Source organism: Fructobacillus sp. ESL1117, assembly GCF_058508565.1.
Window position 1 is genome coordinate 595,233 of the sequence record NZ_CP196385.1, and the last position, 26,804, is coordinate 622,036.

Consider the following 26,804-nt stretch of genomic DNA (forward strand, 5'->3'; position numbering starts at 1 on the left):
GGCTTTAATCATAAACTATTTTTCTCTTTTATCCTTAGCAAACTCAACTGTTGGATCAAATTTCAGTCCAGCTTTAACGCCTTTGCGAATAATTGCTAGCTTCTCTTTTTTATTATCTGTTTTAGAAAACAAAATGTTTACATAATCTAACCAAGGACGTACCTCGGCTCTTAGCTTACGATATAATTTTCGCTGACGAGCGTAGTACATTTTATTTCTATAGTGATAAAAATAGCGAGGAGTCCTATCTGACGAATCATTTAACAAAGATGATCCAAAGTTTCCCTTTGTGGCATGCGTCACCTGAGAACTAGGAACATAATATCCAGGTCGAAGACGAGCTGCTCGTTCTGTGTATTCAATGTCATCACCCCAGATAAAGAAATCAACAATTGGGAGTCCAATTTTAACAACAACTTCCCGATCTAATAAAAGTGAAACGAAAGTAGCATTTCTTGTCTCAACAACTCTTCCTTCTGAATCTGGAATGCGTCGGCCATTCATATAGCCCATCAAATTCATTTTAGCGATTGTTCCATCTTTCCATAGAACTTTAGAAGCTAAAAACGAAAAATCAGAATTACACTGAGCATACTCCATAAATGAAGACAAAGAATCAGGATGGGTAATCGTGTCATCATCCATTAGCCAAAGATAATCGTCCTCTGTATTTTCAACAAAATACCGAATTCCCTTATTAAATCCACCCGCACCGCCAATATTTTCTGGAAGTCGTAAATAATCAATTTTATTTCCAAGTGATTCCAAGTATTCTTTAGTGTCTAAATTACTATTATTGTCCACAACAATAATATGAGATAATTTATAGTCCTGATTGAAAAGAGCATCTATGCTCTCTTTAAGTAAATCTAAACGATTATAAGTTACTATGACTGCACTTACTTTTTTTGTATTTTCCATTGATAATTCACTTTCTACAAAAATTCTCTTTAAATTATATCACACTCAAGTATAACTTATTCAATATAATTCAAAATATCTATCAACTAATTATAATAATTATCAAAATAATAAATAAAATGGACAAATTTGATTTTTTTACTAATAAAACGTCTTAATTAACAACCTAATAGTTTACCTTCAAGGACCAAAATACCTTACGCACTTCCTTACTGGTTTAATTATAAAATTCACCTACACATTTTACGGATGAGATTCATAATAAGTTATTTTCAATGAACTTTCCAATTATATACAACATAATTCGACATGATAATCAATAATACCGCACCTCAAAATATAGAAGTAACCAAATTCGGACTTAAACTATCCATAATAATTGATACGAAAATATTTACCAGAATCTGAAGCTTTTCAATCCTATATTCATGGGCACAATTCACCTGTACAAATATTACCAATCGTCTTTGTCTTTATCAATCATATTAAATTATAATATTTCCTAAAACTTCATTGATAATCTACTATGTCCATTTATGTCTTTCCATCCTTCTTAATTGCATTTAACGGTTCATACATGGAGCCAATCCCTTCTTTACAATTACGTTAGTTTTTATTGAGCTTTTCTAGCACATTTAGCATTTTGTTATAGTTAAGATTAACTACTAATATTGGTTAAATTATATATAGAAAACAGTAACACCACTTATAATTTTTTTCATTTTTTAACATATCTACCTTATTTTAAAATATCATTAAACATATCCGCATTATCAGAAATTTGATCAAGATCTTAAAACAAAAGAACCCTTTGAAATGATTTAACCGCCATGATTATCAAACCCATTTGATAAATAGTCAAACATGTTCAAATTAATTAGTGCTCGAACAAAAAAATGTTGTTTTCAAATAGCATAATTAAGATTAGAAAATTCAATTTTATGCATGATTAATCCTTCTGTCATAAAATACGAATACTGCGTGAGCATTATACACGTTTAACAATAAAAATTTGAAATACATTCTTATTTAAATACTACATTTCATTCAAACGTTAATTATAATTAACGTTTGAATGAAAGTGATTTTTCTGTTAGATAAATATTAAAGCGCCTAGCAGGACATAAATAAGGATTATTTACATAATTGATGCAAAACGAAATACTTTGAAAAATTAATTTAAGTAAAAAATTAGAAAGAATAAAATTATTTGAATCAAAATAAAAAAATTACCGATTAACATCGGTAATTGACCTACAGTTTAACTATTTTATTTTCGATATATAAATAGGTAATTATTTATTAATCTATCTTGTTTCCTTAGCAATATAAATTGGTCGATTCTTTGTTTCCATAAAGATAGCTGCAATATAACGACCGATAATACCAAGGCTTAACATTTGAATACCACCGATAAAGAGAATTATCGTTACCATCGATGGCCAACCAGCAACAGAGCTATTTGAAATTAAAGCTCGAATAACAATAAATATTCCTGCTACGATTGAAGCGCCAAACGATAGTAAACCTAGGAAGGCCACTATTGTTAATGGCATTGTAGAAAAAGAAACAATCCCTTCAATAGCATATTTGGTTAGCTTCCAAAATGACCAAGAAGTAGTTCCAGCAACGCGTTCTCGATTTTCATATGGAATATATTTTGTTTTAAAACCGACCCAGGTAAAAATTCCTTTTGAAAAACGTTGATTTTCAGACAGCGACAGAATGGCATTCACCATTTGTCTTGTCATTACCCGATAATCTCGAGCACCATCAACCAGATGAGTCTGCGATACCTTGTTCATCCACTTATAGAACTGGGCAGAAAACCATGACCGTAGCTTAGCCTCACCCTTGCGATTTGCACGACGAGTACCGACGGCATCATATTCTCCACTTTGAACTTCTGCTAACATTTGCGGTAACAACTCAGGAGGATCCTGCAGATCGACGTCCATTACTGCAATATAGTCACCTGTAGCTTGTTGTAATCCAGCGTATAAGCCAGCTTCCTTACCAAAGTTACGTGAAAAAGAAACGTAATGCACATGATCATCTTGGTCTGCTAAGTGACGCAAAATTGCTAATGTTTCATCTGTTGAACCATCATCAATAAAATGAAAATCAATCTTTGCTGCAACTTCTGGCTTAACATTCTGAATGGCATCATAAAAAATTTGAATCGTATCTTCTTCATTATGAACCGGCACAATGAGTGATAATACCGTTGATTGTTCCTTGATGTCCATCACTGCTCTCCCTTTTAAAACAAATATGTATGGCCGCCAAAAATAGGGCAACCTTTTCCTTACTTCACATCATCATGTGCAAAGTTAAAGTCATCTGCCACACCAAATTCTTGGCGAACAGTGTTAAAGGCATCATTGAAAACCTGGTCCATATCAAAGTAACGATACTTACCCAAACGACCACCAAATAGTACTTCAGGTGCCTCTTCACGAGCAGCCTTCACATATTGCTTATACAATTCAGTATTCTTATCATCGTTAACCGGATAGTAAGCTTCCTTCGTGCGATCCCAGTCTTGTGGGTATTCACGCGTAATAATGGTCTTTCCTTCATCTGCCAAACCATCAAAGTGACGCCATTCCATTTGACGCGTAAATGGTGTTTCAGCATCCGTATAGTTAATAACGGCATTTCCTTGGTAGTTATCGGAGTCAATCGTTTCGCTTTCAAAGCGCAATGAACGATACTCCAATTCACCAAACTTGTAATCAAAGAACTGATCAATCATTCCCGTGTAAAGAACACGTGGGAATTCTGTCATAAATTCATCCTTGTGATCGAAGAAATCAGTATCAGTCAGGACATCAATCAATCCATTTGAACGTTTAACCATGTTCTCAAAAATCTGTGTATAGCCACCAACAGGAATTCCTTGGTAACGGTGGTTAAAGTAGTTGTTATCGTAAATAAAACGAACTGGCAAACGCTTGATAATGAATGCTGGCAATTCAGTTGCCTTACGACCCCACTGCTTTTCGGTATAACCTTTAATCAAAGCTTGGTAAATGTCCGTTCCGATCAATGAAATCGCCTGTTCTTCCAAGTTACGTGGTTGACGATCACCCAACTCCTTTAAAGCAGCAGACTTTTGTTCTTCGATCTTAGCCTTAGCTTCGGCAGGTGTCTTTGTCCCCCACATTTGATAGAACGTGTTCATGTTAAATGGTAAGTTGAAGAGCTTACCGTTGTAGTTGGCAACAACTTGGTTTTGGAAGTTGTTAAATTCAGCAAAGTTTTGGACGTAATCCCAAACTTCCTTGTTATCAGTATGGAAAATGTGAGCACCAAAATCATGAACAGTGATGCCGTTTTCCACGTGCGTATGTGTATTACCGCCAATAAACGGGCGCTTTTCAACAACCAACGAACGCTTACCACGCTTTGCTGCTTCGTAGGCGAAAGTCATCCCGAAGGGACCAGCACCAACGATTAAGTAATCATAATTTTTAGTATTAAACTTATTTGCCATTAGAAATGTACCTTTTTCTTAGAATTTGGAAGAAACTTACGTTTCAAAAATTGCGTGCCCTTGTCCAGCCAATTCGTCTTTTCAAGACTAATCACCGGGACTTCCGTATAAGAGTAGTTTCGAGTATTGAGCCAAGTATCCATTAACCGTTCTGACAAAAAACCAAAAACACGAGTATCTTGACCATGCAAAGTGGACAAGTCCACTTTTTCTTGCACTTTTCCCAAAACACCAAAAACAAAATCTGCGTAATCATCAAAAACTTCTTTTTTCATGATAAACATATTAAACAGATGCGCCTTTGTTGATCGCTCCATCCGTTGGAATCCCGGATAGAAGTCTGCGTAATCCTCTTGAATAACCTGCTCCATTATCGCATAAGGTTCATGAGCATGAGCATGAAGATAATGATTCCGCTGATTTTCAATGTAATAATTGCGTTCTTTTGGCAATATCAGATCAAACTGACTCAACAAACTTTCAATGTTTTTGTGATTGAGCCGTTTAGCGTAATCATGGCCACCTTTTTGGCCTAGATAACGGCGATAATGAACCAAACCGACTGAATCTTCTTCGGCATTTTTCCACATCCAATAAATGCCAGTTAATTCATTAAAGTTCGGATTTTTAGTCGAAATATTTTCGCCCTGGTCATCGCGCTGATAACCAGTTGGAATTTCTTCTCTTAAAGATGAACCAACCATCAATGGTTGATAAAGCTTATCCTTGGGCATTTCATATGGTTTGTGTGTTGCAATATAAACTTTCATTGCTTCAGTTCCTCCTCCAAACGCATAATATGTTTCCGATAAAAGAAGAACATTAAAAGATACGGCCACAAATAAACTTTAATAATAAAAATAGATGAGAACGCAATCAATATAACCATAGTAATAAAGCTCACGTGTAATCCGCGTGACCAGCTTTTATCTATATTTAAATCATTTCTATTTTTTAATCCATACTGAGTCAAAAAATCCCTTGAAATCAACCTAAATAACAAATAAAAAGCCGGTATCATTATGACTAATCCGTAGGTTGCCAACCAGCCGAGAAAATCCGATAAAATTGGAAAACCATATTGTGAGTAAAGATGCTGAAACTCAAAATTTTGGGTAGTTGAAATTGGCACATTTTGAATAATAAAATAGGACGTAAAGCCGGAACCAACACCAAAGAAAGGATGTTGCAAAAAAGTGCTTGCTAAAGCGATTGTTCCCCCTAATCGGTTATCCGTTCCTTGCTTTGCAAAAAGAAATTGATTGAAAATTAAATGAACAATCGGAACCGTCAGATAAGCAATTGTCAATAACATCAATCCAGATGCTGCCGTTATCAACAAACTTGTGCGCAATTTACCCTTTGACCAGATAATCCAAAGTATATAAGCAACAAAGGCCGTTAGAATACCAGTGGTTGTTTTAGCTAAGACTAACACTAATAAAACATTCAGAGCCAATACACTATTTAAAAATATATTTTTCTTCTGTGAAGATACCCAATTCCATATATTTTTCTTGCCTACAGTCAAGCCAATCAATATTGGTAAATAAACAATTCCTAATAAATTAGCTAGATAAGAAGACTCTGGTTCCAAACCATTTATTCTACCCTGTGACGTAACATATGATCCATTAGAATATATATCGTACCCCCCCATCGTACGCCATCGTTGTTCAAAAATTCCAGCAATGCCATTAACATAGGTTACAAAAGTACTAAAATGGAAGCTGACTAAAAACTGAGGAAAAACGACTAAAAGCAAATAAAACGAAAGACCAATCAGGCCTGACTTAATAAATGATTTTTCATCTCGCTCATTCACTACTGTTACTTGAATGACTGCCCATGCCACGTACACAGCAAGAGTCCATCCAAATAAAATAATTGATGAATGGACAATTCCAGATGTAAGCTTACTTTCCCCTGTTGAACCATATGAAACAAACATTGACAATAACTGTAGTGACCAGAAAAAAAGTCCCAGACCAAGTGCAGAGATTGACGGAATGATATTTTTTACTCGTTGTGGAAATCGAAAAAGTTGAACCAAAATAGTAGCAATAAAAAAGGGCATTGAAATCATCGCCATTGGTTCAGCAAGCGAATAGCTATATGTTTTTGAAAAAAAAGTTATTGGCAGTAAAAAATTAACCATTATTACTACTTATCCTTGTTTTTTGCGATTAAATAATTAGAACGGATTCCTGAAATCAAAATCCAAAATACTGAAATAACAAAACCAAATAAGGCGCCAAAAATCGTTAACTTCTTTGCATTTTTTAATGCTGAACGAGTAACATCAGATCCTGTTGCCTTTGACAACACATCAGGCTTACCCATGTCAGAATACAGCGTTGGCCCAACCGTAGCAAATGTTTCTGCATAAACGTTTGCTAATGTCTTTGCTCGATAGGTCGTCGACCCAGAAGCTAGGAATGAAAGTGCCACAGTATCTGTCGGACTTTGAACGTTCACGGCAGATGAAATATCACTCTTACTCATTTCAAATGGCAACGCTTTTTGAACAGCAGTTACAACGGCATCGTCCTGAGCGACCTTTTGATAAGTTGGAATCAATGCCTTATCAGCTTGAACACGCGAATTCGGATCACGGACATCTGTATTACTCTTAGCAATTAACACTGTTCGACTAGCCGAAAAATTAGTAATAACTTTTCCAGATTTAGCGTACAAGAACCCTGAACCAGCAAAAACAATGACACACAGTACAATCAACCAAGCAAAATGCCAAAAGCGTTTAGCCAAGTCAGTTAATGAAAATTCCATTTTTACTTCTCCTCGTTGGAAAATACAGTTTTATTTAAAAGGCTCCATCGCCCTTGAAAATTGCAACAACTGTTAGAAACATAATTTTAAAGTCCAAACCTAAGTTTGCACGATCAACATAGTCAAGTTCAATTTCAGCCCGCTCTGGATATCCGATATTAGATCGCCCGGAAGCTTGCCAGAGGCCGAAAACACCGGGCTTGACAGACAAAAATTTTTGAATTCGTTTTTCGTCGCCATATTCAACCAATTCACTCTCAACCACTGGCCGTGGGCCAATAATTGACATATTCCCAATTAAAGTATTCCAGAATTGTGGCAATTCATCGAGTGACGTTTTACGCAAAATCGCCCCAATTTTCGTAATTCGGGGGTCCTCTCGAGTTGGCAACTTATAACCATTATCAACAAATTTTTGATATAACTGGCTATCTGATTTAAGAATTTGATCAGCATTGTCAACCATGGACTGGAACTTATAAATTTTAAAATGCTTGCCACCCTGACCGACACGGTCTTGGGCATAAAAAACATGACTTGTATCTTTGTTGAACTTAATAATCGCCGCAATTACCAAAAAAATTGGTGAAAACACAATTAAAGCTACCAAGGAAACAACAATATCTAAAATTCGTTTGGGAAGGCGATAAAACAGGAACTGTTTCAAAACCCCATCCTCCAATATTTAAAATTTAGTGCACAACAATTCTTATTATACCAGAATCACCCTATTAGCGGAAGGAACGCCAATTCAATAACTGCTTTAAAATCGGAGCTCTAAGAATAACGAGCACAAGCAAGTAAACAAAACCACCAATAACCGCTTCAATCAATGTGCTCTTGATACCGATACCATGGTTAGCAACAAAGTATAGTACCGCAAAATACATTGCCAGTCCGGCCAATAGATAGCGCCATAGCCCTACGAAATGGGCTCGAACTTTCATATCACTTCTGGTCACAAATAGTTGATAAGCAATAACAGCAAATTCTGAAATAGCTGTTGCCAATGCAGCCCCCTTGACGCCCCAAATAAAGATTAAGAAAAAATTCAGAAAAACATTTAAAACGGCACCAAAGGTTACTGACCAAGTATACTCACTCAGGCGTTTCGTAGGAATTAAGAACTGGTTCCCAATAACATTCGACCAGCCAATGAAAACAATGATTGGTGTCAATAGAACAAGGGCCGAGCCAACGTCTCCCCATGATTTCCCTAAAAACCAAAGCATTGCCGTTGGCCCAACTGCCGCAATTCCAAAGGCCAATGGCACGGCAATTGCTGACACAAAATCCATTGATGAATGAATTGCCTTCTTCATCTGATCGTGTTCACCAGCAGCATAGTGGGCCGACATCCGTGGTAACATAACCATTCCCACTGATGTAACCAAAGCCAGGCAAACCTTAATAATTTTATCCGCATTATCGTAAATACCGGATGAAGCAGTTGCCCCGGTAATAAATGGCAGCATTGTCTTATTTAGCTGCAAATAAATTTGCGTCGCAATCGTGGGTAAAAACATCATAAAAACTGGATGCCAGTGTGACTTTAAATTAAGCTCTTTCAATTTTGGCCAACGGAACTTGCCAATCAAATAGAACCACATCGAAAGATTACCAAAAACCTGTGACAAGGCTAGTAGCAATATATAGGCACCGATATCAGTTGGCTTTTTCACCAAAACAAAAATCAAAACAGTCATCGCTAACTTAATCATCATGTTTCGTAAAACAGTTTTTTTGAAGTCTTCCAGACCGATAAAGTACCAGGAAATATCAACAATACCTGAAAAAATCACCCAAATTTGATACCACAAAAAAAGTTCATTTTGATGGATTCGGTGATTAAACGCACCACCGGCATAAATGAATAGCACATACAAAATCAAGGCTACAAAACCTGCAATAAAGTGAATCGTCTGAATTTCCCAAAACTTTTTTTGCCGTAATGCTTCGTTCTTATGAACATAAGCGATTTCTCGAGAACCATAAGTAACAATCCCCAAACTAGCAATCAATAAAAAGTATGTTACCAATGAATTTGTCCAAGAAGCAACACCCACACCGTTCTTACCCAACACACGTGCCAAATACGGCAACGTAATAATTGGAGCAATAATATTAAGTAGCTGATAGGCTGCATTATATAAATAGTTCTTTGCAACTTGCATAGGAGTAAAAACTCACTTTCGAATTAAATAATTTAAACTATCCGTCGTAAATAAGGTATTTTTTTTATAATTAGCACGATTATTGTAGATAATAACCAAACTAAAACGGGTAAGCCTAAAATATGCCAAAGAGAGGCTTCACTGTGTAAGTATACCTCTGCATAATGTACAAAAAAATAATGAATAACATACACACCAAGTGAAGTAGAGGATAAAGACCTTAATAATTTTTGATTTTTTTCAGAAGGTAACCAATTATTAAAATGAGTTTGTATAAACGTAAAAACCGTTGCAGATAGGCAAATTACACCAATCCCCCAAACATCATAAGCATTTCGCTGGTAGACACCTCTTTTTACTGAAAATACAAAAGTAAGAATCATCATAATTAGCACAAATATAGCAGTAACGATATATAAAATCTTTCTTAATTTTTTTTCTAATGGAAAATTCTTAAGATACCATCCTAAAGTAACATATCCAATAGATCCTGTAGTTCCAATGTTTATCCACTGATTAATAGTGGCATCAGGCTGATTTTTAATCTGAAAAAAATAGCCAATAATGCCAACAAATACGAAGTTAATTAATAATAAATATTCTGTTAACCTTTTATTTTCCCTGTTAGTAATTTTTGTTAACAGCGGTGCTGATAAATAAAAGCCAATAATAATATAGAAATACCAAAAAATTGGCTGTATAGTATTATGCACGAATCCATCAAATAAGATCATATAAGTATTGATACTCTTCATTGAATAATGATACTGTTCAAAATTAAAGTATATAAACCAAGCAATCGTCCAAAAAATAAATGGAATACAAATTCGATTCATTCTTTTCTTAAAAAAAGACAAAGTATCATTTCGACGTCTGTAGTCTAATATATTTGCACCAGAAATCATTAAAAATATTGGTACAGCCCAAATAAATAGAATTTGAATAACTACTGCTAAGTTCCAACTATATCCGCCTGTATTTAAGAATGCTAATCCAGATGAATGTAATACTACAACTGCAAATGTAGCTAAAATATTTAATACATCCATATAATAATAACGTTTCATTTTCTTCGGCTCCGAAATTTATTTAGTAAAAATCATTAACTATATAAGTTTACTACAAAATAATATTATAAACAGAAAAAAGATGATCAAAAAATTGATCATCTTTTTATCTGTTACTATCTCAAAAAATAGGAGCCATCATTTCCAAAGTAATATCGTTGACCAGCAATAGTTTGATAACCTTGAACTGCAACACCGTTAGGTCCAGTGTAATAGCGATATCCGTAAGCAGAATGCCATGCATTGTCACTTCTAACACCATCATCAAACCAATACCAGCCTCCAGCCCAATAACGAAAACCATTTGCTAATTGTCCATCCACATAGAAACGATATCCATTATTCTGAGAAGAAGCATCCCATATATAACCATACCATGGCTTTAATAATCCGTCAGCACTCGTTTTATAAATCAAACCATTAATCGTAACATTTTGATTTGTTCTTAAGAAATATGAACCATCATTTCCAAAGTAATATTGTGAATTACCAATTGTTTGAAGCCCTTCCACTGCGACGCCATTAGAACCTGTATAGTATGTGTATCCATTAGCATTATGCCATGAATTATCACTGCGTTCACCATTATCAAACCAATACCATCCACCGGCCCAATATCGGAATCCATTAGCTAAAACATTATTATCATAAAATCGATAGCCATCATGTCCCGCAGACCCATCATATAGATAGCCATTCTTAATTAATGTTAAAACCCCATTGGCATCAGCTTTGTATGAGCTGCCATTAATCGTAACATTTTGATTTGTTCTTAAGAAATATGAACCATCATTTCCAAAGTAATATTGTGAATTACCAATTGTTTGAAGCCCTTCCACTGCGACGCCATTAGAACCTGTATAGTATGTGTATCCATTAGCATTATGCCATGAATTATCACTGCGTTCACCATTATCAAACCAATACCATCCACCGGCCCAATATCGGAATCCATTAGCTAAAACATTATTATCATAAAATCGATAGCCATCATGTCCCGCAGACCCATCATATAGATAGCCATTCTTAATTAATGTTAAAACCCCATTGGCATCAGCTTTGTATGAGCTGCCATTAATCGTAACATTTTGATTTGTTCTTAAGAAATATGAACCATCATTTCCAAAGTAATATTGTGAATTACCAATTGTTTGAAGCCCTTCCACTGCGACGCCATTAGAACCTGTATAGTATGTGTATCCATTAGCATTATGCCATGAATTATCACTGCGTTCACCATTATCAAACCAATACCAACTACCAGCCCAATATCGGAATCCATTAGCTAAAACATCATTGTCATAAAATCGATAGCCACCATGTCCCGCAGACCCATCATATAGATAGCCATTCTTAATTAATGTTAAAACCCCATTGGCATCAGCTTTGTATGCGCTACCATTAATCGTAACATTTTGATTTGTTCTTAAGAAATATGAATCATCATTTCCAAAGTAATATTGTGAATTGCCAATCGTTTGAAGCCCTTCCACTGTAGCCCCATTAGAACCTGTATAGAACGTGTATCCATTGGCATTATGCCAAGAATTATCGCTACGTTCACCATTATCAAACCAATACCAACTACCAGCCCAATATCGGAATCCTGTTCCTAATTGACCATTATCATACCAGCGGTAACCATCATGGCCTTGGGAACCATCATACACATAACCATTTAATAGCTGGCTAGCAATCCCACTATAATCGATGGAAACATCAAAAGTACCACTTATACCGCCAAAGCCAGCGTTAGACGACCACTGCCACATACCATATTGACTATTCCATAAACTATTGATTGACGGATAATATGGATAAGCGGCCATCCAGATATGGTCATTTGCCAGAAACCAAGTATTTAAACCATTATTATTTTTATAAGACGTATACGTATAGAGTGCTCCGTTTGTAAAACCACGATTTTTAAGTTGGTCATTAAAAGCCCAACTATTTCCAGAGACATCTCCGCCCGTCGTCGAACTATCTTCCAAGTCATTAACCATTAAATCGCTGCTGTTAAAACCGAGTTGGCTGGCATAATCGGCAAAGAAATTTGCTTCTGATCGGGCATTATTTTGATTATTAAAAGTAGAGTAGTGATATGCTGAGACCTTCAAACCAACAGCACGCGCATTATTAACCTGACTCGAGGCATACGGATTTCGATAGTATGTCCCTTCTGTCAGCTTAACAATAATACCTCTAACACCATTATTTTTCATGATTTGAAAGTCGTTTGTTGAAAGGTAACCATTGTTTGAAGAAACATCCACAACATCCATTCGGGGTAAGCCAGCTTGCCCCCCCGTAACTCTTGGCACACCGTCAGCGTGTACTTGTATTTGATTTTGGTCAACCACTAATCCAAAGGTTGAGATAGCGGCTAATGTCAGTAACCCATTTTTTACATTCATGTTTCTTTTAATTCCTTATTGATGATAGTTTTGCTTAGCATAATCAACGGGTGACATTCCCTGTTGTGATGCTTGCGTAATAATTTGCTTAATATCACTTGGTGCCCACTGATCAGCTGGCAAACCAGCCGCCTTCAACTGAGCTGTTACCTGTTGAATCGTTGATGAATCAACCGTTTGACCATTCAATGTTTTATTTGGATCATAACTAGCTGATGTTTCTGGGTTGGCACCCTTTTGACTGGTTGCAGAAGATGATGCTGAGCTACTTGAACTAGCACTTTTAGTTGCAGATGACACTGCTGAAGAGGTTGAAGCCGAATTCGATGAAGTTGCTGACTGTTTTGAATTGTGATTAGTCCCTAACGCATAGCCACCCATAGCAACGGCAACTACGACTAAAATAAAACCAATAATTGTCCCAATTTTTTTCATAAAAATTCTCCTTGAGTAATCGTTCTTTCAAAGGTGACCTAGCCTAAGAAAGTCAGCCAAGCCTATCACTGAATATTCTACACTATCGAACTCTTTTTTTGCAGGTTTCAAGCTATTCTTAATTTTCATTTAATAAAATAAAAGTAATCCGAACTAAAAAAGCGCTGTCATTGATTCATGACAGCGCTTCAACACTATTTTCCAATAAATTCATTCAACATACTAGTAGCAATCCCAAAGTAAACCAGGATAGCCGCCCAATCAACCACGGTCTGCACCAACGGTCCATTCACCAATGCTGGATCCAAATTCACTTTACGCAGTGCTGCCGGTACCAAATAAGCCAACAGGGCTGAAAGCAGAATCGCAACGGTTGCAGACAAGGCAACGGCTAGGGCCAAACCTTCATTATCTTGCCAAAGGAAAACAAAGCCGAAAAGGACTACACCCGCTAAGATGGCTAACACAAAGGAAGACAGCAACTCAGAAATCAGATTCTTCCAAAACGACTTATCCGTGCTTGAACCAAAGTGGCGGACAGCCAGAGCCAAGGACTGCGTCCCTGCACTACCAGCAATCCCAGCAATAACCATGATAAATGCTGCCAGAATTGGTGCCTGACGGATCGTGTGCTCAAAGCTAGCGACGAGGGCGACGGAAATCAGGCCCAAAACCAACAGTGCCAAGAACCACGGCATCCGCTTCAAAGCAGAATGCCAGGGACTATCATCGGTATCAGAAACATCGACGGCAGCTAAACCTGAGTACTCCTCAACTGCTTCTTCGTCAATCACATCAACAATATCATCAACTGTAATGATTCCTAACAAATGTTGATCGTCATCGGTCACCGGAATAGCAAAGAAGTTGTAGTCGGCCACGACTTGGGCAACTTCTTTTTGATCATCACCCGCCTTGACCGAAATAACCCGGGTATTAGTAATTGACTCAATCGTCATCTCATCCGGATGTGTGAGTAAGTCCCGCAAGGAAACAATTCCAACCAGGCGATGGTTTTCATCAACCACATAAACATAAATGATTGACTCAGCCTCTTCTGCCTGCTTTTTTACTTGGGCTAGAACGTCTTTGACTACTGAGCCAGCAGCTACTGCCAAGTATTCAGTCGCCATTAGGGCCCCGGCCGTCTGGTCCTCATACTTAATCAAATTTCTGATTTCCTGAGCTTCTCGATCAGGCATCAATGCCAAATACGTTGAAGCTAACCGGGCCGGCATGGCTTGGAACAAATCAGCTTCATTATCGGCAAACATTTCAACGAGGATGTTGGCGCCCTTTTGTGGTGGCACCTCCTGCAAAAGATCAACGACTTCTTCAGCATCGCCTTCCAAGTTATCAAAAACAGTCGCAAGCGTTTCGTCATCCATGACCCGCCAGGCAACCTCCCGAATATTCTTCGAAAAGCTAGCGTAAACCTGGCCCTTTTCAAAGTCGTGCAGGGTCATAAATTCGGTCATAAAATCATCGTCTTGTCCGTTTTCGAGCAAATCCGTTAAGGCATGGACAGCTTGTTGGACTTGCTGCTCATTGTCTAATTCCATGAAAGGATTCCTTTCCACTTCGTTTATCTTCCTTGAAAATACTACAAAATCAGCTTAGCTTCAACCTCATTCGTATACGTTTTTACCCTTGAATGTCCTTTAATGCCTGTAAATCGGCCGGTAAATCCGTTTGCAGATGACGGTTTTCTTCAATAAAAGGATCATAGAAGGTCATTTGGTAGGCGTGCAAGGCCTGACGCTTCAACCCATACCACAAAGGTCCGCCATACAGGTCATCTCCCACCAACGGAAAGCCGATGTGAGCAAAATGAACACGAATTTGATGAGTCCGTCCGGTATGCAACTGAACCCTAACCCGGGTTATCGGCTGATTTTCATTATTAGTGTACCGATGTTCTACCCAATATTCCGTCTTTGATAATTTACCGTCGGGTGTAACCGTGCGCTTGATAAAGTCACCCGGCAAACGGCCAATCGGTTCCTCGATCAGGCCATGATCGTCTGGCAAGTGGCCAGAAACATAGGCTGTGTAGAACTTTTCCACCGAATGATCTTGCAATTGTTGGTCCAAAACGGCGTGAGCAAAACGGTGCTTGGCTAACAGTACAATCCCGGAAGTGTCGCGGTCAAGACGGGTTACGACGTGGGGGACCAAATCTTCGGCGCCCTCATCAAGCAAGTGCCCCTTCACCTGGTTGACCAACGTATGTAGTCGATCGGCATGTCCTGGGACAGTGGTAACACCGTATGGCTTATCAACAGCCAAAAAATGTTCATCTTCATAGATCACAGCCAATGGCGTGAAATCGGGAACGACCAAGTCATTGCCCGTTTCAACCGGCATCACAATCGTGACTAGGTCGCCATCCTGAATATAATCGGAGGTATAAACCTGTTGGTCATTCACTAAAATGGCACCGCCATTATGCTTCATTTGTGAAAACATCCGGTGTGAAACACCGTGACTTTGTAAGAAAGAGCGGACCTTCCGTTCTTCTTTTCCCTGATATGTCCAAGAAAATTTCATACTAATTTATCTGTGCCGGTCTGTCAACCAGCTCCTTTCAATTCCATGCAAAAGCAGTATCTTTGTTCAACCAGACACCACCCTGCCACTTATTCAACGTCTTCATCACTGCTGTCAGCGATAAAGGCCTGTTTCACCCGACTCCAAAAGTCTAAATGACGGAAGGAAGCAAAATGAACTTCTTTTTCGGCCACCTCAAATTCAACGGCCTCAATGCCCTCGGCCAAAATTTCTAACTGATCACAGGTCAACAAAAAAGCTTTGGTTTTGGGTCGAATGGTAATCTTCTGTCCCGCCGGGACCACTAATGGTGATCCCAACGTTCGAAAGACCCGATTATTAATCGACGCAATTTCAGACATTTGGATTGCCTTTAATGATGGGTGTAAGACTGCCCCACCATTGGCCTTATTGTAAGCAGTTGATCCAGTTGGCGTTGCAATGGCGACACCGTCCCCCCGAAAGCCCTCAAAGAGCCGGCCACTTAAACAAATATCGGCGACCATTGTGCCAACTGGCTGTTTAATCGTCCCCTCATTCAAGGCCAAATATTCCTGCCTGGCACCATCGGCCATCACAGTTGTCATCTTCAACAACGGGTAAGAAACACGCTGGCCTTCATCTTGGACTAAGCTTTTCACCAGTTCCTTGACCTCACTGCCCAGCCAGTCAGTATAAAATCCAAGATGACCGGTATGTAAACCAACGAAACGTAGGTCGTCATTGCCATCGATATATTCTTGAAAGGCTCCAAGTAAGGTGCCATCCCCACCAACAGAAATCACTAAATCGGGGTTTTCCCGGTCCAAAGCAATTCCCTGGGCTTTCAATTCTTTTTTCAGGTCGGCCACAATGGCAAGCGACTGGGCCTGATCATTATTGTATAAGGCGACTTTCATGCCTGCTCCTCTAAGATCTTTTTCTGCTTGCTAATCAAAAGGCCGGCCTAAGCCGGCTCTTCTTAATCTTTGGCCTTTATTTCTGAAAATTCTTGTTCCAGTGAAAAGGTCTGATTGGAAATTTCCGTTAATTCTTCGGCCATCTCCGGTGAAATCTCACCATGCTTATAGCGCAAATCATGTTCGATTGTTGCCCAGAAGTTCATTGCCAAGGTTCTGATTTGAATTTCTGCTAAAACCTTGTGTTCCCCATCTAATAAGGAAACAGGGTACTCAATCACCATATGGTATGACCGATAGCCTGAAGGCTTAGCGTTCATCACGTAATCGCGTTCTTCCAAAATGGTAAAATCAGTCCGCTTGCGTAAGATTTCCACAACCGCATAAATATCTTCAATATATTTGGTCATAATCCGCAAACCGGCAATATCTTGCAAATCGAGGGCCAGACGGTCTTCATGCAAGTGCCGACGCACAATTTTTTCTTCAATTGACGCTTGGGACTTCACCCGACCCGTAACATACTCAACCGGCGTTGGCTGTCCGTCCTTTTGGTACTGTGCGCTGAGATAATTCAACTTCACTTTTAGCTCTGCGACGGCCTGGGTGTATGGTTCAAAAAAACTTTCCCACTCCACTACTCGGTCCTCCTTGAAACGTTGGCAATTTGCTTACCAAGATCACTTCCTATTTTACCATAAGTTTGCTGGCCCCTTGAGATAATAAAAAACAAACAACCGGTCAGTTGTTTGTTTTCTGTTGAATATTTAAACGTTAATTAGAGCAAAATTTCTTTTTTGTTCTTGTTAGCCAATGAAGCAGCGCCAATAACACCAGCATCATTGCCCAATTCAGCCAACTTAACAACAGTTGAAGTTCGAACAGTTGGGAAGGCAAACTTTGTCCAGTTCTTTTCAACACGTTCGCGCAAGAATTCACCTGCTGCAGCAACACCACCACCGATCACGATAGCTGATGGGTTCAAGATGTTTGAAATGGAGGCAGCTGCATAACCCAAGTAGTAAGCCAACTTATCAACCGTTTCGTTAGCCAAATAGTCACCTTCTTTGGCCAAATCAAAGATAATCTTTGAAGTTACTTCTTCACCATTATCAATCATCCGGTTTAACTTTGATTCACCAGCATACTGTTCAGCAAAGTCCTGTGCCAAGTGAACAACACCGGTTGCAGAAGCGTATTGCTCCAAGCAGCCATAGTTACCACAAGTACACAAGTAACCATTTGGCTCAACGATAATGTGGCCAACTTCACCACCAGCACCGGCAACCCCATGAATCAATTCATGGTTGGCAACCAAGCCACCACCAACACCAGTTCCCAAAGTAATGAAGGAAACATCGGCATCGTTGTTACCAGCACCCTTCCAGGCTTCACCTAAGGCAGCAACGTTGGCATCGTTATCGATGGTTAAGTCAAAACCAGTTCCAGCTTGGATTGGCTCCTTGACCGCTTGTTCTTGTGCCCAGTTCAAGTTGTAGGCACCCTGAACAGTTCCCTCTTCACGGTTAACTGTTCCAGGAGTTCCCATACCAATGCCAATCACGCGGCTCTTGTCCAATTGGTACAAGTCCAAGTGATGATTAATTGATTCAATAATGTCAGGGACGATATGCTTACCGTCTTCCAAAATGTTGGTTTGAATTGACCACTTTTGTTGGACTTCACCCTCGTCAGTCAAAATCGCAAACTTAATGGTAGTTCCACCGAGGTCAACCCCGATTAATTTATCTTTTGCCATAATTTACTGTAGCTCTGCCGCAGTGGCCTGACAGAACATTCCTCCTGTATCTTAGATTACTCAGTTATTTTAACAAAGGTTGTCCACCTTATGCAAGCGTTTACAAAAAAACAACATAAGTTATTTTTCAAACAATATTATTCTGATTGTCCAATCAATCCAACTAAAGAAAAATCAGCCGACCATAAAATTTATTGCACACTACTTGCGGCTAAAAAGTCCGGACCAGAATAATCCCCAGTCAGCTTTGCCTCCTGGTCATGCTCCTTGGCCAAGATAACTTTCATTTTTTGGTAGTCTTCTTTTGGAAGCACATCGGCTTTGTAAAGGTTATCAACTTCCAAAGCGGCCATTTCAATATCCCAGAGACGCTTGCCTAAGTGAATGAACACGTCATAAGTTTTTAAGTACTGTAAAATATCGTAAAAATTTTTCATCAAAATTCCCCGTTTCATGCAGACCTAATTTTTGGCCTTAACAAACAGTCGGCGAAACCCACCTGACTTGCCTGCCATTATACGCTGACAAAGCCGATTACGAAAGTCCCACCGGCCGCCTAGCCGAAATTTCAAGCGTTTTATGACCAGCCAAAAGAATTAAAAGTCCATTTTGGACCTGGTAGCCAGGATATTCCTGCTGCAAAGCCGACTGATAGAGACGAATTTGGCCAGTATATTGGTGGCGAATCTTGGCCAAGCCCTCATTTTGCTTTGGCCCTGGCGTTTTCGCCACATAGTCTGTCTTGTAATCAAAGAGCGTAATCGTTTTTTGCTGGTCATCAATAAAGTAACCGTCAATGATTCCATGAATTAAAATTGGTTCCGTTTCGGTTAAATCAGGATAGACCTGGTTAGCAGGCACCAACATTGAAAATGGATTTTCCCGGTGCAGTGTTTTTGAATGACGAGCAATTGTTTGTGCCATGTCCGTCTGTAAGAAGTCCAGAATCTGATCCAAATCAACCAGAGTAGCCACCTGGTCCAAAACCTTGCCATCCGTCACCAAACTAGCCAACAGCTCTTCAAGGCCGGCCAACGTGTAGGGTTGGTTAAAATCAATCAACTGTAAAATCAGATGGGTCGCGGTCCCCACCGCAGTTGGCGCTGGCTTAACTTGACCGTCCTCTTCAAAGGCTGGTACCGGTAAGGTATCGGTCGTGAGTACATGAGCCGTCGGATCCAAGACACGCTGGTCAGGACGGTGGCTGGCACTTTCTTCGCTTGCCGACTGAGCAAACCAGTTGGGCTCGCTTTTCCTACTGTTATCCAAGACAGCATTGCCTCGGGATAGTTGCTGCTTGTTCGTGGTCCTCTCTTCGAATCGCTGCCACTTTTCCGCCACCGGCTGCTGGGATGTTGCGCTATTTTCACTCTCAGCAGAATGAGACGGCCATGGCATTTGGTGACCGGCCTGATCCAAGGTTAACTTTGCCAATTGACTTTGGTCCGGATCCTCAAAGAGACTCTTAATTTCAGAGACTGATTGATAGGCGGCTGTTTGGGTCGCTGGCCAGTTAGGATATTGGTAATTCAAACGGTCACGCAGAAGGTCGCTGTCAATTGGCTGCTTCGATGTGCCAGCATTTGCTGGTCCAGCAGCCGGTAATATGGCTGACGAGCCAGCTGATTCCACCTTCAAGGGGCCAACTTCTTCTTCTGGAATAATGGCGACTTGAATTATGCCAGTTTGTGGCGTTTGAGTTGATGGCAACCGTGGCGTTTGGACCTCGCCCAGCCACTCAGTCAGCGCTGGCACCTGCAACCGAGCCAAAGTGATCAACGTCCAATCCAAGTAAGACTTGGACCGAAGACGTAAGTCGCGACCTAAGAACTGCCCAGTTGTTGACCGCGCCTCAAGATAAAGCGCCCGTGGCCGGGCACTTTCATCTTCTTGCTTAGCAACAGTACCGACCAGATAGAGCTGCTGTTTGGCCCGAGTTAAGGCCACGTAATAAAGGCGCATCTCCTCTGACCAAGCCTGTCGTTGCAAAGCTTCCTTGACGGCATACTTTGCCATTGTCGCTACCTTAACCTTGGCATTTGGTTCCAAGTAATCAATACCAACACCGGCATCTTTTTGCACTAAGAAGTCCCCTTGCATATCGCGGGCATTCAACTCCTTTTCAAGCTCTGGCAAAATTACGATTGGAAATTCCAGCCCCTTAGAAGCATGGATGGTCATCAAGGCAACACTTTCCTCGGCCGCTTCTTGGGCGACTTCGCCCACTTCCTGGCCGTTCTTTTGAATTTCTTCAATGTATTGGATAAAGGCGTACAGCCCTGATTGGCCGTTCTCTTGAAAAGCACCGGCCTTTTCATACAGGGCGTGCAAATTAGCTTGCCGCTGGTTCCCGCCGGGCAGGCCACCAACATAATCCAGCCAACCGGTATCCTGGTATATCGCCAAAACCAAGCCAACCAAATCATTTTGCCGAGCCAATGATTGCCAGGAACCGAGCATCTCCAAGAATTTTTGGCTGCGGGCATGCTGCTGGGCATCCGCTACCACGGCGGTATAGAAATCGTGCTGGCGGTCAGCCAAGCGAACTTCCGCCAAATCATTTTCATCAAAGGCAAAAATTGGTGATCGCAAGACGGCCGCAAGGGCAATATCCTGATGAGGATTATCAACAATTCGCAAGAGGTCAAGGACTAAGTACACCTCCATGACCTGGTAGTAGTTTCCAACCCCATCCGACTGGACTGGGATACCAGCCTGATTTAACGTGCGCAATAATTCAACATAACCAGTCTTTGACCGCGTTAAGATCGCGATGTCGGAAAACTTGACTGGACGCATCAAACCGGCCGTTTGATCATAGACTTCCCCGGTTTGAATCAATCCCTGGATCTTTTGTGCTAAGTAGCGGTACTGACTGGCCCGTTTTTCGTTATTATCGGCTGCTACCCCCGTCTGATTTTCACCACGATCATCAGTCACAAAGGCATTTTCCTCCAGTTTTGCCTGTTCGATGATATCCAGCTGAAAAATCGCTGGCACCATTTCCGGATAGGAGGCTGCGGCAATCAATTTAGCAGAATCCTGGTATGGAATATCACCCAGCTCCTCATCCATCAATTGGGTGAAAATCTGGTTAATCACTGTCGTCACGTTATTTTCTGATCGAAAGTTTTCAGCCAATTCAATTCGTTCATCTGGGCTGTCCTCCCTGGCGAAGTCAAAGTATTTACCGGTAAAGAGCGACGGATCTGCCTGACGGAAACCGTAAATGCTCTGCTTGACATCCCCGACCATGTACATATTTTCACCGTTTGACAAGCTTTTCAAGAAGCTTTCCTGGAGTCGGTTAATATCCTGGTATTCATCAACCAGGATTTCTTGAAATTGGCTTTGCACCAAGTTCAACACATCTTCTTGCTGTAAAATCAGCAAGGACAACTGCTCGGCATCTGAAAAGTCCAGCAAGTTTTCCTCCCGCTTCTTAGCAGCAAAAGCAGTCAAAAACGTCTGCGTCACCGTCACCAGCGTTCTCACTAACCGGTCACCGGCCACATTGACCTGTTGCCACTGATTTTCTGTCAAAGCAAAAATAGTTTGGTTCAGGTTAATAACTGCGCCAACACGACCAGATTTAGCAAAAAAGGTGCTAAAGCCGGCTCTAGCTTCATCCAACAGTGCTGCTAAGTCAGGATCCTCCTTAAAGACCTTGGCCGTCTTCGCTTGTGGAATTTTGCCCCATTCGGCTGCAATCAACCCCCGTAGAGTATCAAAGGATTGGTGTTCGGTTAACGCCTGTTGAATTTGATGGACCCTATCCAAGGTATTCTGGACAAAATTGGCTGTCTTTTCTAACTCGCTAATACCCTCGATGTCTTGCAAGATTCCAGTAAAAACCTGGTCCGCCTGGTTAAAAGTTGCCAAAATTTTTGGTGCTAACAACTTTTGAAAGTTGTTCTGGTCAACTAGCGCTGGCCTTGAAGCAGCCACTGATTCTGAATCTGTCTCAGTCTCCAAGGCTAACTTCGTCTGTAAACTACCGCTGTTAGTGGCTTTCATCGAGGCCGGCTGACTCTGCAACTCACCGTTGTCAGGGTCACCCGCCAAAGAGGCCAGCCACTTTGAACCGTCCGGCCGGGCTAAGGCAAAATCAGCCAGTTTTAAGACTTTTTCTTTGAGGTTCTGATCCTGATTTGGATTAGCAAAGTTATTGACTAAGGCCAAAAAAGCTTCATGGTCAGGATGGCCTTGGTCATAAAAATCAGCAAAGACCGTCCCAATCACCCGGTCCTTTAGCAGGTTCAGCTCCGCCTGATCGGCTAAGAGCCGGTAACTAGGATCGAGACCAATTTTATAGTAGTACGTATCGATGAGTTTCAACGCAAAGGAGTCGATAGTCGAGACATTCGCAACGGGTAAAAGTGCCAACTGATCCAGCAAAAAACGTTTTTGCTGGTCATCTGTCACCTGGCCAATTTGTTCCGTAAGCGCTACTTCTAACCGTTCCTTCATTTCCGCAGCAGCCGCGTTGGTAAAGGTCACGATTAAAAATTCATCAACACTGGCACCGGCTAAAATTTTTTGAACTAAGCGTTCAATGAGGACCGTTGTCTTACCGGAACCAGCCGAGGCCGCCACTAGGATATTGTGGCCGCTATGGCTAATTGCCTTGGCCTGATTTTCGGTGTATCGTCTAGCCATTTTCACCATCCTCTTCTGCTTGTAACTGTTTGATAACTGCTTGCTTCCGACCGGTATACTTCGGCACCTGGTAATGGTCCCCCAAGACCTTATCAAAGCGCATGATGTCCTGATAGGCGGAATATTGTAGGGCGCTTTCAACCGGTCGAATTGGAAATTGTCCAGCCTGAATCTTTGCGGCCGCTTCTTGCAAGAGTTCTCGGTTTTTCTTAGCTAATAGCGCGAAATCAGCAGCGGCAATCGTTTCCGATGTGGCCGTTGGCTGTCCATCCTTTGACATCGTTAACTGATAATAGCGCGCCTTTTCCTTTGGCGCCAGTCGTTCCAATTCGTCTAGGTAATCAGGATTATCCAAGGCCAAGCCCCGGTACTGAAAGCTTTGACTAGTGGCTTTACCAGCCAACAATTCATCCACATCACCGCGGAATTTAGCCAGTGGAATCACCTCTTGCTGGATTGGGGCAAAGAAAGCCCCGCCAACGTTTTGAATGCCCAACTGCTTGGCGTTTTCCTGAACAGCCTGCCAGTAAGTCAGCAATTGTAGCTGCAGGCCATTGGCTGCGTCACGATAACTAAAAGTTTTTTTGGATGTCTTGTAATCAACCAAAGTGGCAAAGTTCCCAGCTGGATCTTGTCGGTCTAATCGATCAATCTTACCACGGACAATGACCTCCCGGTCCCCCTCACCTAAACTCAAGGCCATCAAATCACCCTGAGGAAAGCCGAAGAGCGTTTCAACCCTGTTTGGGACAGACTGGTTCGTTTGAGCTGCCTGCGTTAACTGCTTGAGCAATTCCTGGGCAACCTGGTCCAAATACTTGGCCACTGTCTTACCTTGCCCATCCTCATTTAACTCAGCAAATGGCGGTTCCTGGACTAGCCGCTCTAATTCACCTTGAACAACTGTCTTAATCTCTGCTGGTGTCAGGTCGCGGAGACTTTCCTTCTTTTCAATCAGGTTGAAAATTGCCTTTTCAAAGAGGTCATGATAAATAATCCCCGTCGAAGCAGCATCTAGCTCGGCACTTGGCCGTTCCTGCAAGTGCAAACCATATTTCAAGAAGTATTCATAGGGATTTTGATAAAAGGCTTCAATTTGTGAAATTGAAACCCGCAGGGGCCGCTGAAATAACTCATTGGCCAAAGCAGGGGTCAAAATCCGGGCCTGATTTTGGTAGTGGCGACTCGACAAAACCCTGTCAACCTGGCCGCCTAAACCGGTATCAGCCAAAGTATCTCGGACAATTTGAAAATCAGTTTCCTGGCCGACAATATCAGTCATCTTAGCCAATTGCGAAAGCGTCGCTGCTGGTGTACCCAAGTAATGCGCCGTTAAATCAGCCAAATTCTTGGCCTGCCCTGCTACAGGCTGCACTGGTACCAAAAAGAAATTTAGCAGGCGACTATAGTAAGGCGACATCTCATTTTGCTGACCTTCCTGATTTAACAGTGGGTAGGACAAAACGACCTTTGACGAAGCGGCCTGTAGCGCTCCATAGAAAACCAAGTTTTCTTCGGCCATCTGGGCTGCAGCGGTTTGTCGCAAATAACGTGGTGTTTCTTGTTCGGCCAATGCCGGCTGAACGAGCAGACGGTCTTGATCCGTCAAAACGGTCTTATTCTTAACCTGTGCTGGCAAAGCCGACCGGGTCCCTCCAATAAAGTACAAAATTCGGTACTTTTGACTCTGCACGATTCCAGCCTCTGAAATGGTTAACTGGTCTAACTGGTTAGGAATCCCGGTAAACTTCCCTCCGGCAAAGCCTGATTGTAGTGCTGCCAAAAAAACCTGGCGGTCAAAGGCTTGCTCACCGGCGACCTGGACCACTTGGTCCAAAATATTAATAAAGAGCTGCCAAACTTCCATGACCTGTTGTGCCTTAACCAAGTCACCAGCTGCCACCAAAGCATCCCGATGGTTAATAATCGCCTTTTTAACCTGAAATTGATCAAGGTAAGCCATCAAAAAACGGGCCCCAGCGCTTAACGTTTTCGCTTGCTTTAATCCTTGGTGCATGGCATCGAGAGCTTCCACCACGAAACCCTTCAACAAGTTCAGACGGTGGTTAACCCGTTGATCTTGGTCAAAGCCAGGGCGATCGGGCTCACCGTTATCCTCAAATAAAATAAACTGTGCCTGCCGGTCATGCCATTTTCGTGCAGAGGGACGATGGCCAGCCAAATAATTATCCAGGTAGGCCACGGTTTCAAAATAAATATCATCACTAATCAACTGGCCGTCTTGACTGGGACGCAAGAAACCAGTTTTCAAAATTGTGAGAATATTTTCCGGATAAAAGGCCTGATTGGCAGGACCAAGCAACTTCGTCACCAATTCAACCAAGGGATGGTTTCCCATCTTAATGTCATTATCTAAGAAATACGCCAGGTCAAATTGGTTCATCACTGCCGGTAAATGCTTGCTATAAGGGCCCAAGTCGCGGGCTAAAACCAAAATATCCCGTAAACGAAGGTCGGGTTGTTCTTGTAAATCTTGACGAATCCGCCGAGCCACCTCTTCTAATTCCGTCACAGTATTATCCGCCACAAAGGCTTGTAAATCAGGTTCAACCTGTTTTTCTTCAGGCTCTTGATAGGAGCCTAACTTAGCCCAAACCGGTAATAGGATTTCCTTCGTAGTTTTTCTTGTTTTGTTTTCTGATACCGACTTAGTTGCAGCCTGCTTTTCAGCAGGTTCGACAGGGCGATCAGCCACCAAGTCAAAAGGCTGCCTTTGCCGGCCATCCAAAACCGTGATATCAATTTCCTTGTGCTTGGCGCGTTTGATAATGGTCAAAGCTGTTGTCAGCGGTTTGGCATAAACATCCCCAGACTCAAACGTGGTCAACTGGTCTTTGTCACCCAAGATGGCCAAGGTCAAATCAGTTTTTTCAATCAAAAAATGAATCACGGACCATTCACCAGCCGTAAAACCGGTAAACCCTTCAAGATAGATGACAGTATTACTTAAGTCCAAGTTCTCGCTTTGCTCAACAAAATAAGGTAGGGCTTCTTGGGCCAACAAATAGCGCTCCGCCAAGGCCTCGTTGAAGGCGTCTGCTACAATTGCCAAATCGCGGAGCTTCTGGTTCAAGTTTTTGGTCTGCAAGGGATTCGTTTGCCCACTTTCCTGGACCTGGTCCAAGATAGCCAGCAAATCCTGAGGACTGATTTCTGCGCCACGTAATTCAGCTAACTGACTAACCAAATTTTGCACAAAACCTTTCTTGGCTTGCATTCGGGCAAAAGTTGGCAAGAGGCTGGCATTCTCTTTTAAAATTTGAGAAACCAGCACAAAAAGACCCGCCTCTCCCAGTACTGGTGGCTGGACCTTCCCTTCTGCCTGTAAAAAACGCCAAGCTAACCGGGTTAACGAGTAAACCTGAACCTGAGATTGTGCAAAAACTTGGTCTGCCGAATAACCCTGAGCCCGAGCCAACCGTTTTAAGACGTCAACTTCCGCATCAAACTTCACATGATTAGGCACCACGTAATAAATATCACGCCGGTCCTGGTGGACCAGCTGGTTGTGAATTTGTTCAACCAGTTGTTGCCGGCTGTCTACCTCACCCGGTGTCAATAAAATCGTAACCGCCATGTTATCCCCTAATCTATTTTAGTTATGTTTATTATA

19 protein-coding genes are annotated in these 26,804 nt (G+C 41.3%); all 19 read right to left on the reverse strand.

The features are described from left to right. Positions 1 to 15: 15 nt before the first annotated feature. Positions 16 to 921, reverse strand: coding sequence for a glycosyltransferase family 2 protein (locus tag ACSYSH_RS02510; RefSeq protein WP_491702452.1), 906 nt, complete (start codon positions 919 to 921; stop codon positions 16 to 18). Between the two features lie 1,307 nt (positions 922 to 2,228). After that, positions 2,229 to 3,170, reverse strand: coding sequence for a glycosyltransferase family 2 protein (locus ACSYSH_RS02515; protein ID WP_491702451.1), 942 nt, complete (start codon positions 3,168 to 3,170; stop codon positions 2,229 to 2,231). Positions 3,171 to 3,229: 59 nt separating this feature from the next. Then, positions 3,230 to 4,420: a UDP-galactopyranose mutase gene (gene glf, locus ACSYSH_RS02520; protein WP_489815830.1), complete on the reverse strand. Its 1,191-nt coding sequence runs from the start codon at positions 4,418 to 4,420 to the stop codon at positions 3,230 to 3,232. After that, positions 4,420 to 5,190 (reverse strand): DUF4422 domain-containing protein, encoded by a 771-nt coding sequence (locus ACSYSH_RS02525; RefSeq protein WP_491702450.1) that lies wholly within the window; start codon positions 5,188 to 5,190, stop codon positions 4,420 to 4,422. Before ACSYSH_RS02525 ends, glf begins: the two co-directional genes overlap by 1 nt. Beyond that, entirely contained in the window at positions 5,187 to 6,578 is a 1,392-nt protein-coding gene (locus ACSYSH_RS02530) for a hypothetical protein (protein ID WP_491702449.1), read from the reverse strand. Before ACSYSH_RS02530 ends, ACSYSH_RS02525 begins: the two co-directional genes overlap by 4 nt. A gap of 5 nt (positions 6,579 to 6,583) precedes the next feature. Next, positions 6,584 to 7,210 carry a YveK family protein gene (locus ACSYSH_RS02535; protein ID WP_491702448.1) on the reverse strand — a complete coding sequence of 209 codons (627 nt, stop codon included), beginning with the start codon at positions 7,208 to 7,210 and terminating at the stop codon, positions 6,584 to 6,586. Positions 7,211 to 7,244: 34 nt separating this feature from the next. Next, entirely contained in the window at positions 7,245 to 7,877 is a 633-nt protein-coding gene (locus ACSYSH_RS02540) for a sugar transferase (protein WP_491702447.1), read from the reverse strand. A gap of 64 nt (positions 7,878 to 7,941) precedes the next feature. Then, entirely contained in the window at positions 7,942 to 9,384 is a 1,443-nt protein-coding gene (locus ACSYSH_RS02545; RefSeq protein WP_491702446.1) for a flippase, read from the reverse strand. A gap of 32 nt (positions 9,385 to 9,416) precedes the next feature. Next, positions 9,417 to 10,451, reverse strand: coding sequence for an acyltransferase (locus ACSYSH_RS02550; protein WP_491702445.1), 1,035 nt, complete (start codon positions 10,449 to 10,451; stop codon positions 9,417 to 9,419). 116 nt (positions 10,452 to 10,567) lie between these two features. Then, a complete protein-coding gene (locus ACSYSH_RS02555) occupies positions 10,568 to 12,868 on the reverse strand; it encodes a GH25 family lysozyme (protein ID WP_491702444.1) in 2,301 nt (766 codons plus the stop codon). A 15-nt stretch (positions 12,869 to 12,883) separates the two neighbouring features. Next, a complete protein-coding gene (locus ACSYSH_RS02560; protein ID WP_491702443.1) occupies positions 12,884 to 13,303 on the reverse strand; it encodes a hypothetical protein in 420 nt (139 codons plus the stop codon). 194 nt (positions 13,304 to 13,497) lie between these two features. Beyond that, positions 13,498 to 14,865: a magnesium transporter gene (mgtE, locus tag ACSYSH_RS02565; protein WP_491702442.1), complete on the reverse strand. Its 1,368-nt coding sequence runs from the start codon at positions 14,863 to 14,865 to the stop codon at positions 13,498 to 13,500. 82 nt (positions 14,866 to 14,947) lie between these two features. Beyond that, entirely contained in the window at positions 14,948 to 15,853 is a 906-nt protein-coding gene (locus ACSYSH_RS02570) for an RluA family pseudouridine synthase (RefSeq protein WP_491702441.1), read from the reverse strand. A gap of 89 nt (positions 15,854 to 15,942) precedes the next feature. Next, complete coding sequence (locus tag ACSYSH_RS02575; protein WP_489815839.1) at positions 15,943 to 16,752, reverse strand: NAD kinase; 810 nt, start codon at positions 16,750 to 16,752, stop codon at positions 15,943 to 15,945. A 62-nt stretch (positions 16,753 to 16,814) separates the two neighbouring features. Next, positions 16,815 to 17,390 carry a GTP pyrophosphokinase gene (locus ACSYSH_RS02580; protein ID WP_252773702.1) on the reverse strand — a complete coding sequence of 192 codons (576 nt, stop codon included), beginning with the start codon at positions 17,388 to 17,390 and terminating at the stop codon, positions 16,815 to 16,817. A 140-nt stretch (positions 17,391 to 17,530) separates the two neighbouring features. Continuing rightward, the gene (locus ACSYSH_RS02585) at positions 17,531 to 18,511 is read right to left on the reverse strand and encodes an ROK family glucokinase (protein WP_252773701.1); all 981 of its coding nucleotides are present in this window, start codon (positions 18,509 to 18,511) and stop codon (positions 17,531 to 17,533) included. Between the two features lie 191 nt (positions 18,512 to 18,702). Then, positions 18,703 to 18,948 carry a YqgQ family protein gene (locus ACSYSH_RS02590; RefSeq protein ID WP_491702632.1) on the reverse strand — a complete coding sequence of 82 codons (246 nt, stop codon included), beginning with the start codon at positions 18,946 to 18,948 and terminating at the stop codon, positions 18,703 to 18,705. Positions 18,949 to 19,045: 97 nt separating this feature from the next. After that, positions 19,046 to 23,170, reverse strand: coding sequence for a helicase-exonuclease AddAB subunit AddA (gene addA / locus ACSYSH_RS02595; protein WP_491702440.1), 4,125 nt, complete (start codon positions 23,168 to 23,170; stop codon positions 19,046 to 19,048). Then, on the reverse strand, positions 23,163 to 26,768 hold the full coding sequence (locus ACSYSH_RS02600) for a PD-(D/E)XK nuclease family protein (protein ID WP_491702439.1): 3,606 nt from the start codon (positions 26,766 to 26,768) through the stop codon (positions 23,163 to 23,165). The genes addA and ACSYSH_RS02600 overlap by 8 nt, the downstream gene beginning before the upstream one ends. Between the last annotated feature and the right edge of the window lie 36 nt (positions 26,769 to 26,804).

Excerpts from the sequence above, each read along its gene's own strand:
- ACSYSH_RS02510 (WP_491702452.1), bottom strand. The coding sequence starts at position 921 with ATGGAAAATACAAAAAAAGTAAGTGCAGTCATAGTAACTTATAATCGT.
- ACSYSH_RS02515 (WP_491702451.1), bottom strand. The coding sequence starts at position 3,170 with ATGGACATCAAGGAACAATCAACGGTATTATCACTCATTGTGCCGGTT.
- glf (WP_489815830.1), bottom strand. The coding sequence starts at position 4,420 with ATGGCAAATAAGTTTAATACTAAAAATTATGATTACTTAATCGTTGGT.
- ACSYSH_RS02525 (WP_491702450.1), bottom strand. The coding sequence starts at position 5,190 with ATGAAAGTTTATATTGCAACACACAAACCATATGAAATGCCCAAGGAT.
- ACSYSH_RS02530 (WP_491702449.1), bottom strand. The coding sequence starts at position 6,578 with ATGGTTAATTTTTTACTGCCAATAACTTTTTTTTCAAAAACATATAGC.
- ACSYSH_RS02535 (WP_491702448.1), bottom strand. The coding sequence starts at position 7,210 with ATGGAATTTTCATTAACTGACTTGGCTAAACGCTTTTGGCATTTTGCT.
- ACSYSH_RS02545 (WP_491702446.1), bottom strand. The coding sequence starts at position 9,384 with ATGCAAGTTGCAAAGAACTATTTATATAATGCAGCCTATCAGCTACTT.
- ACSYSH_RS02550 (WP_491702445.1), bottom strand. The coding sequence starts at position 10,451 with ATGAAACGTTATTATTATATGGATGTATTAAATATTTTAGCTACATTT.
- ACSYSH_RS02555 (WP_491702444.1), bottom strand. The coding sequence starts at position 12,868 with ATGAATGTAAAAAATGGGTTACTGACATTAGCCGCTATCTCAACCTTT.
- ACSYSH_RS02560 (WP_491702443.1), bottom strand. The coding sequence starts at position 13,303 with ATGAAAAAAATTGGGACAATTATTGGTTTTATTTTAGTCGTAGTTGCC.
- mgtE (WP_491702442.1), bottom strand. The coding sequence starts at position 14,865 with ATGGAATTAGACAATGAGCAGCAAGTCCAACAAGCTGTCCATGCCTTA.
- ACSYSH_RS02570 (WP_491702441.1), bottom strand. The coding sequence starts at position 15,853 with ATGAAATTTTCTTGGACATATCAGGGAAAAGAAGAACGGAAGGTCCGC.
- ACSYSH_RS02575 (WP_489815839.1), bottom strand. The coding sequence starts at position 16,752 with ATGAAAGTCGCCTTATACAATAATGATCAGGCCCAGTCGCTTGCCATT.
- ACSYSH_RS02585 (WP_252773701.1), bottom strand. The coding sequence starts at position 18,511 with ATGGCAAAAGATAAATTAATCGGGGTTGACCTCGGTGGAACTACCATT.
- ACSYSH_RS02590 (WP_491702632.1), bottom strand. The coding sequence starts at position 18,948 with ATGAAAAATTTTTACGATATTTTACAGTACTTAAAAACTTATGACGTG.
- addA (WP_491702440.1), bottom strand. The coding sequence starts at position 23,170 with ATGGCTAGACGATACACCGAAAATCAGGCCAAGGCAATTAGCCATAGC.
- ACSYSH_RS02600 (WP_491702439.1), bottom strand. The coding sequence starts at position 26,768 with ATGGCGGTTACGATTTTATTGACACCGGGTGAGGTAGACAGCCGGCAA.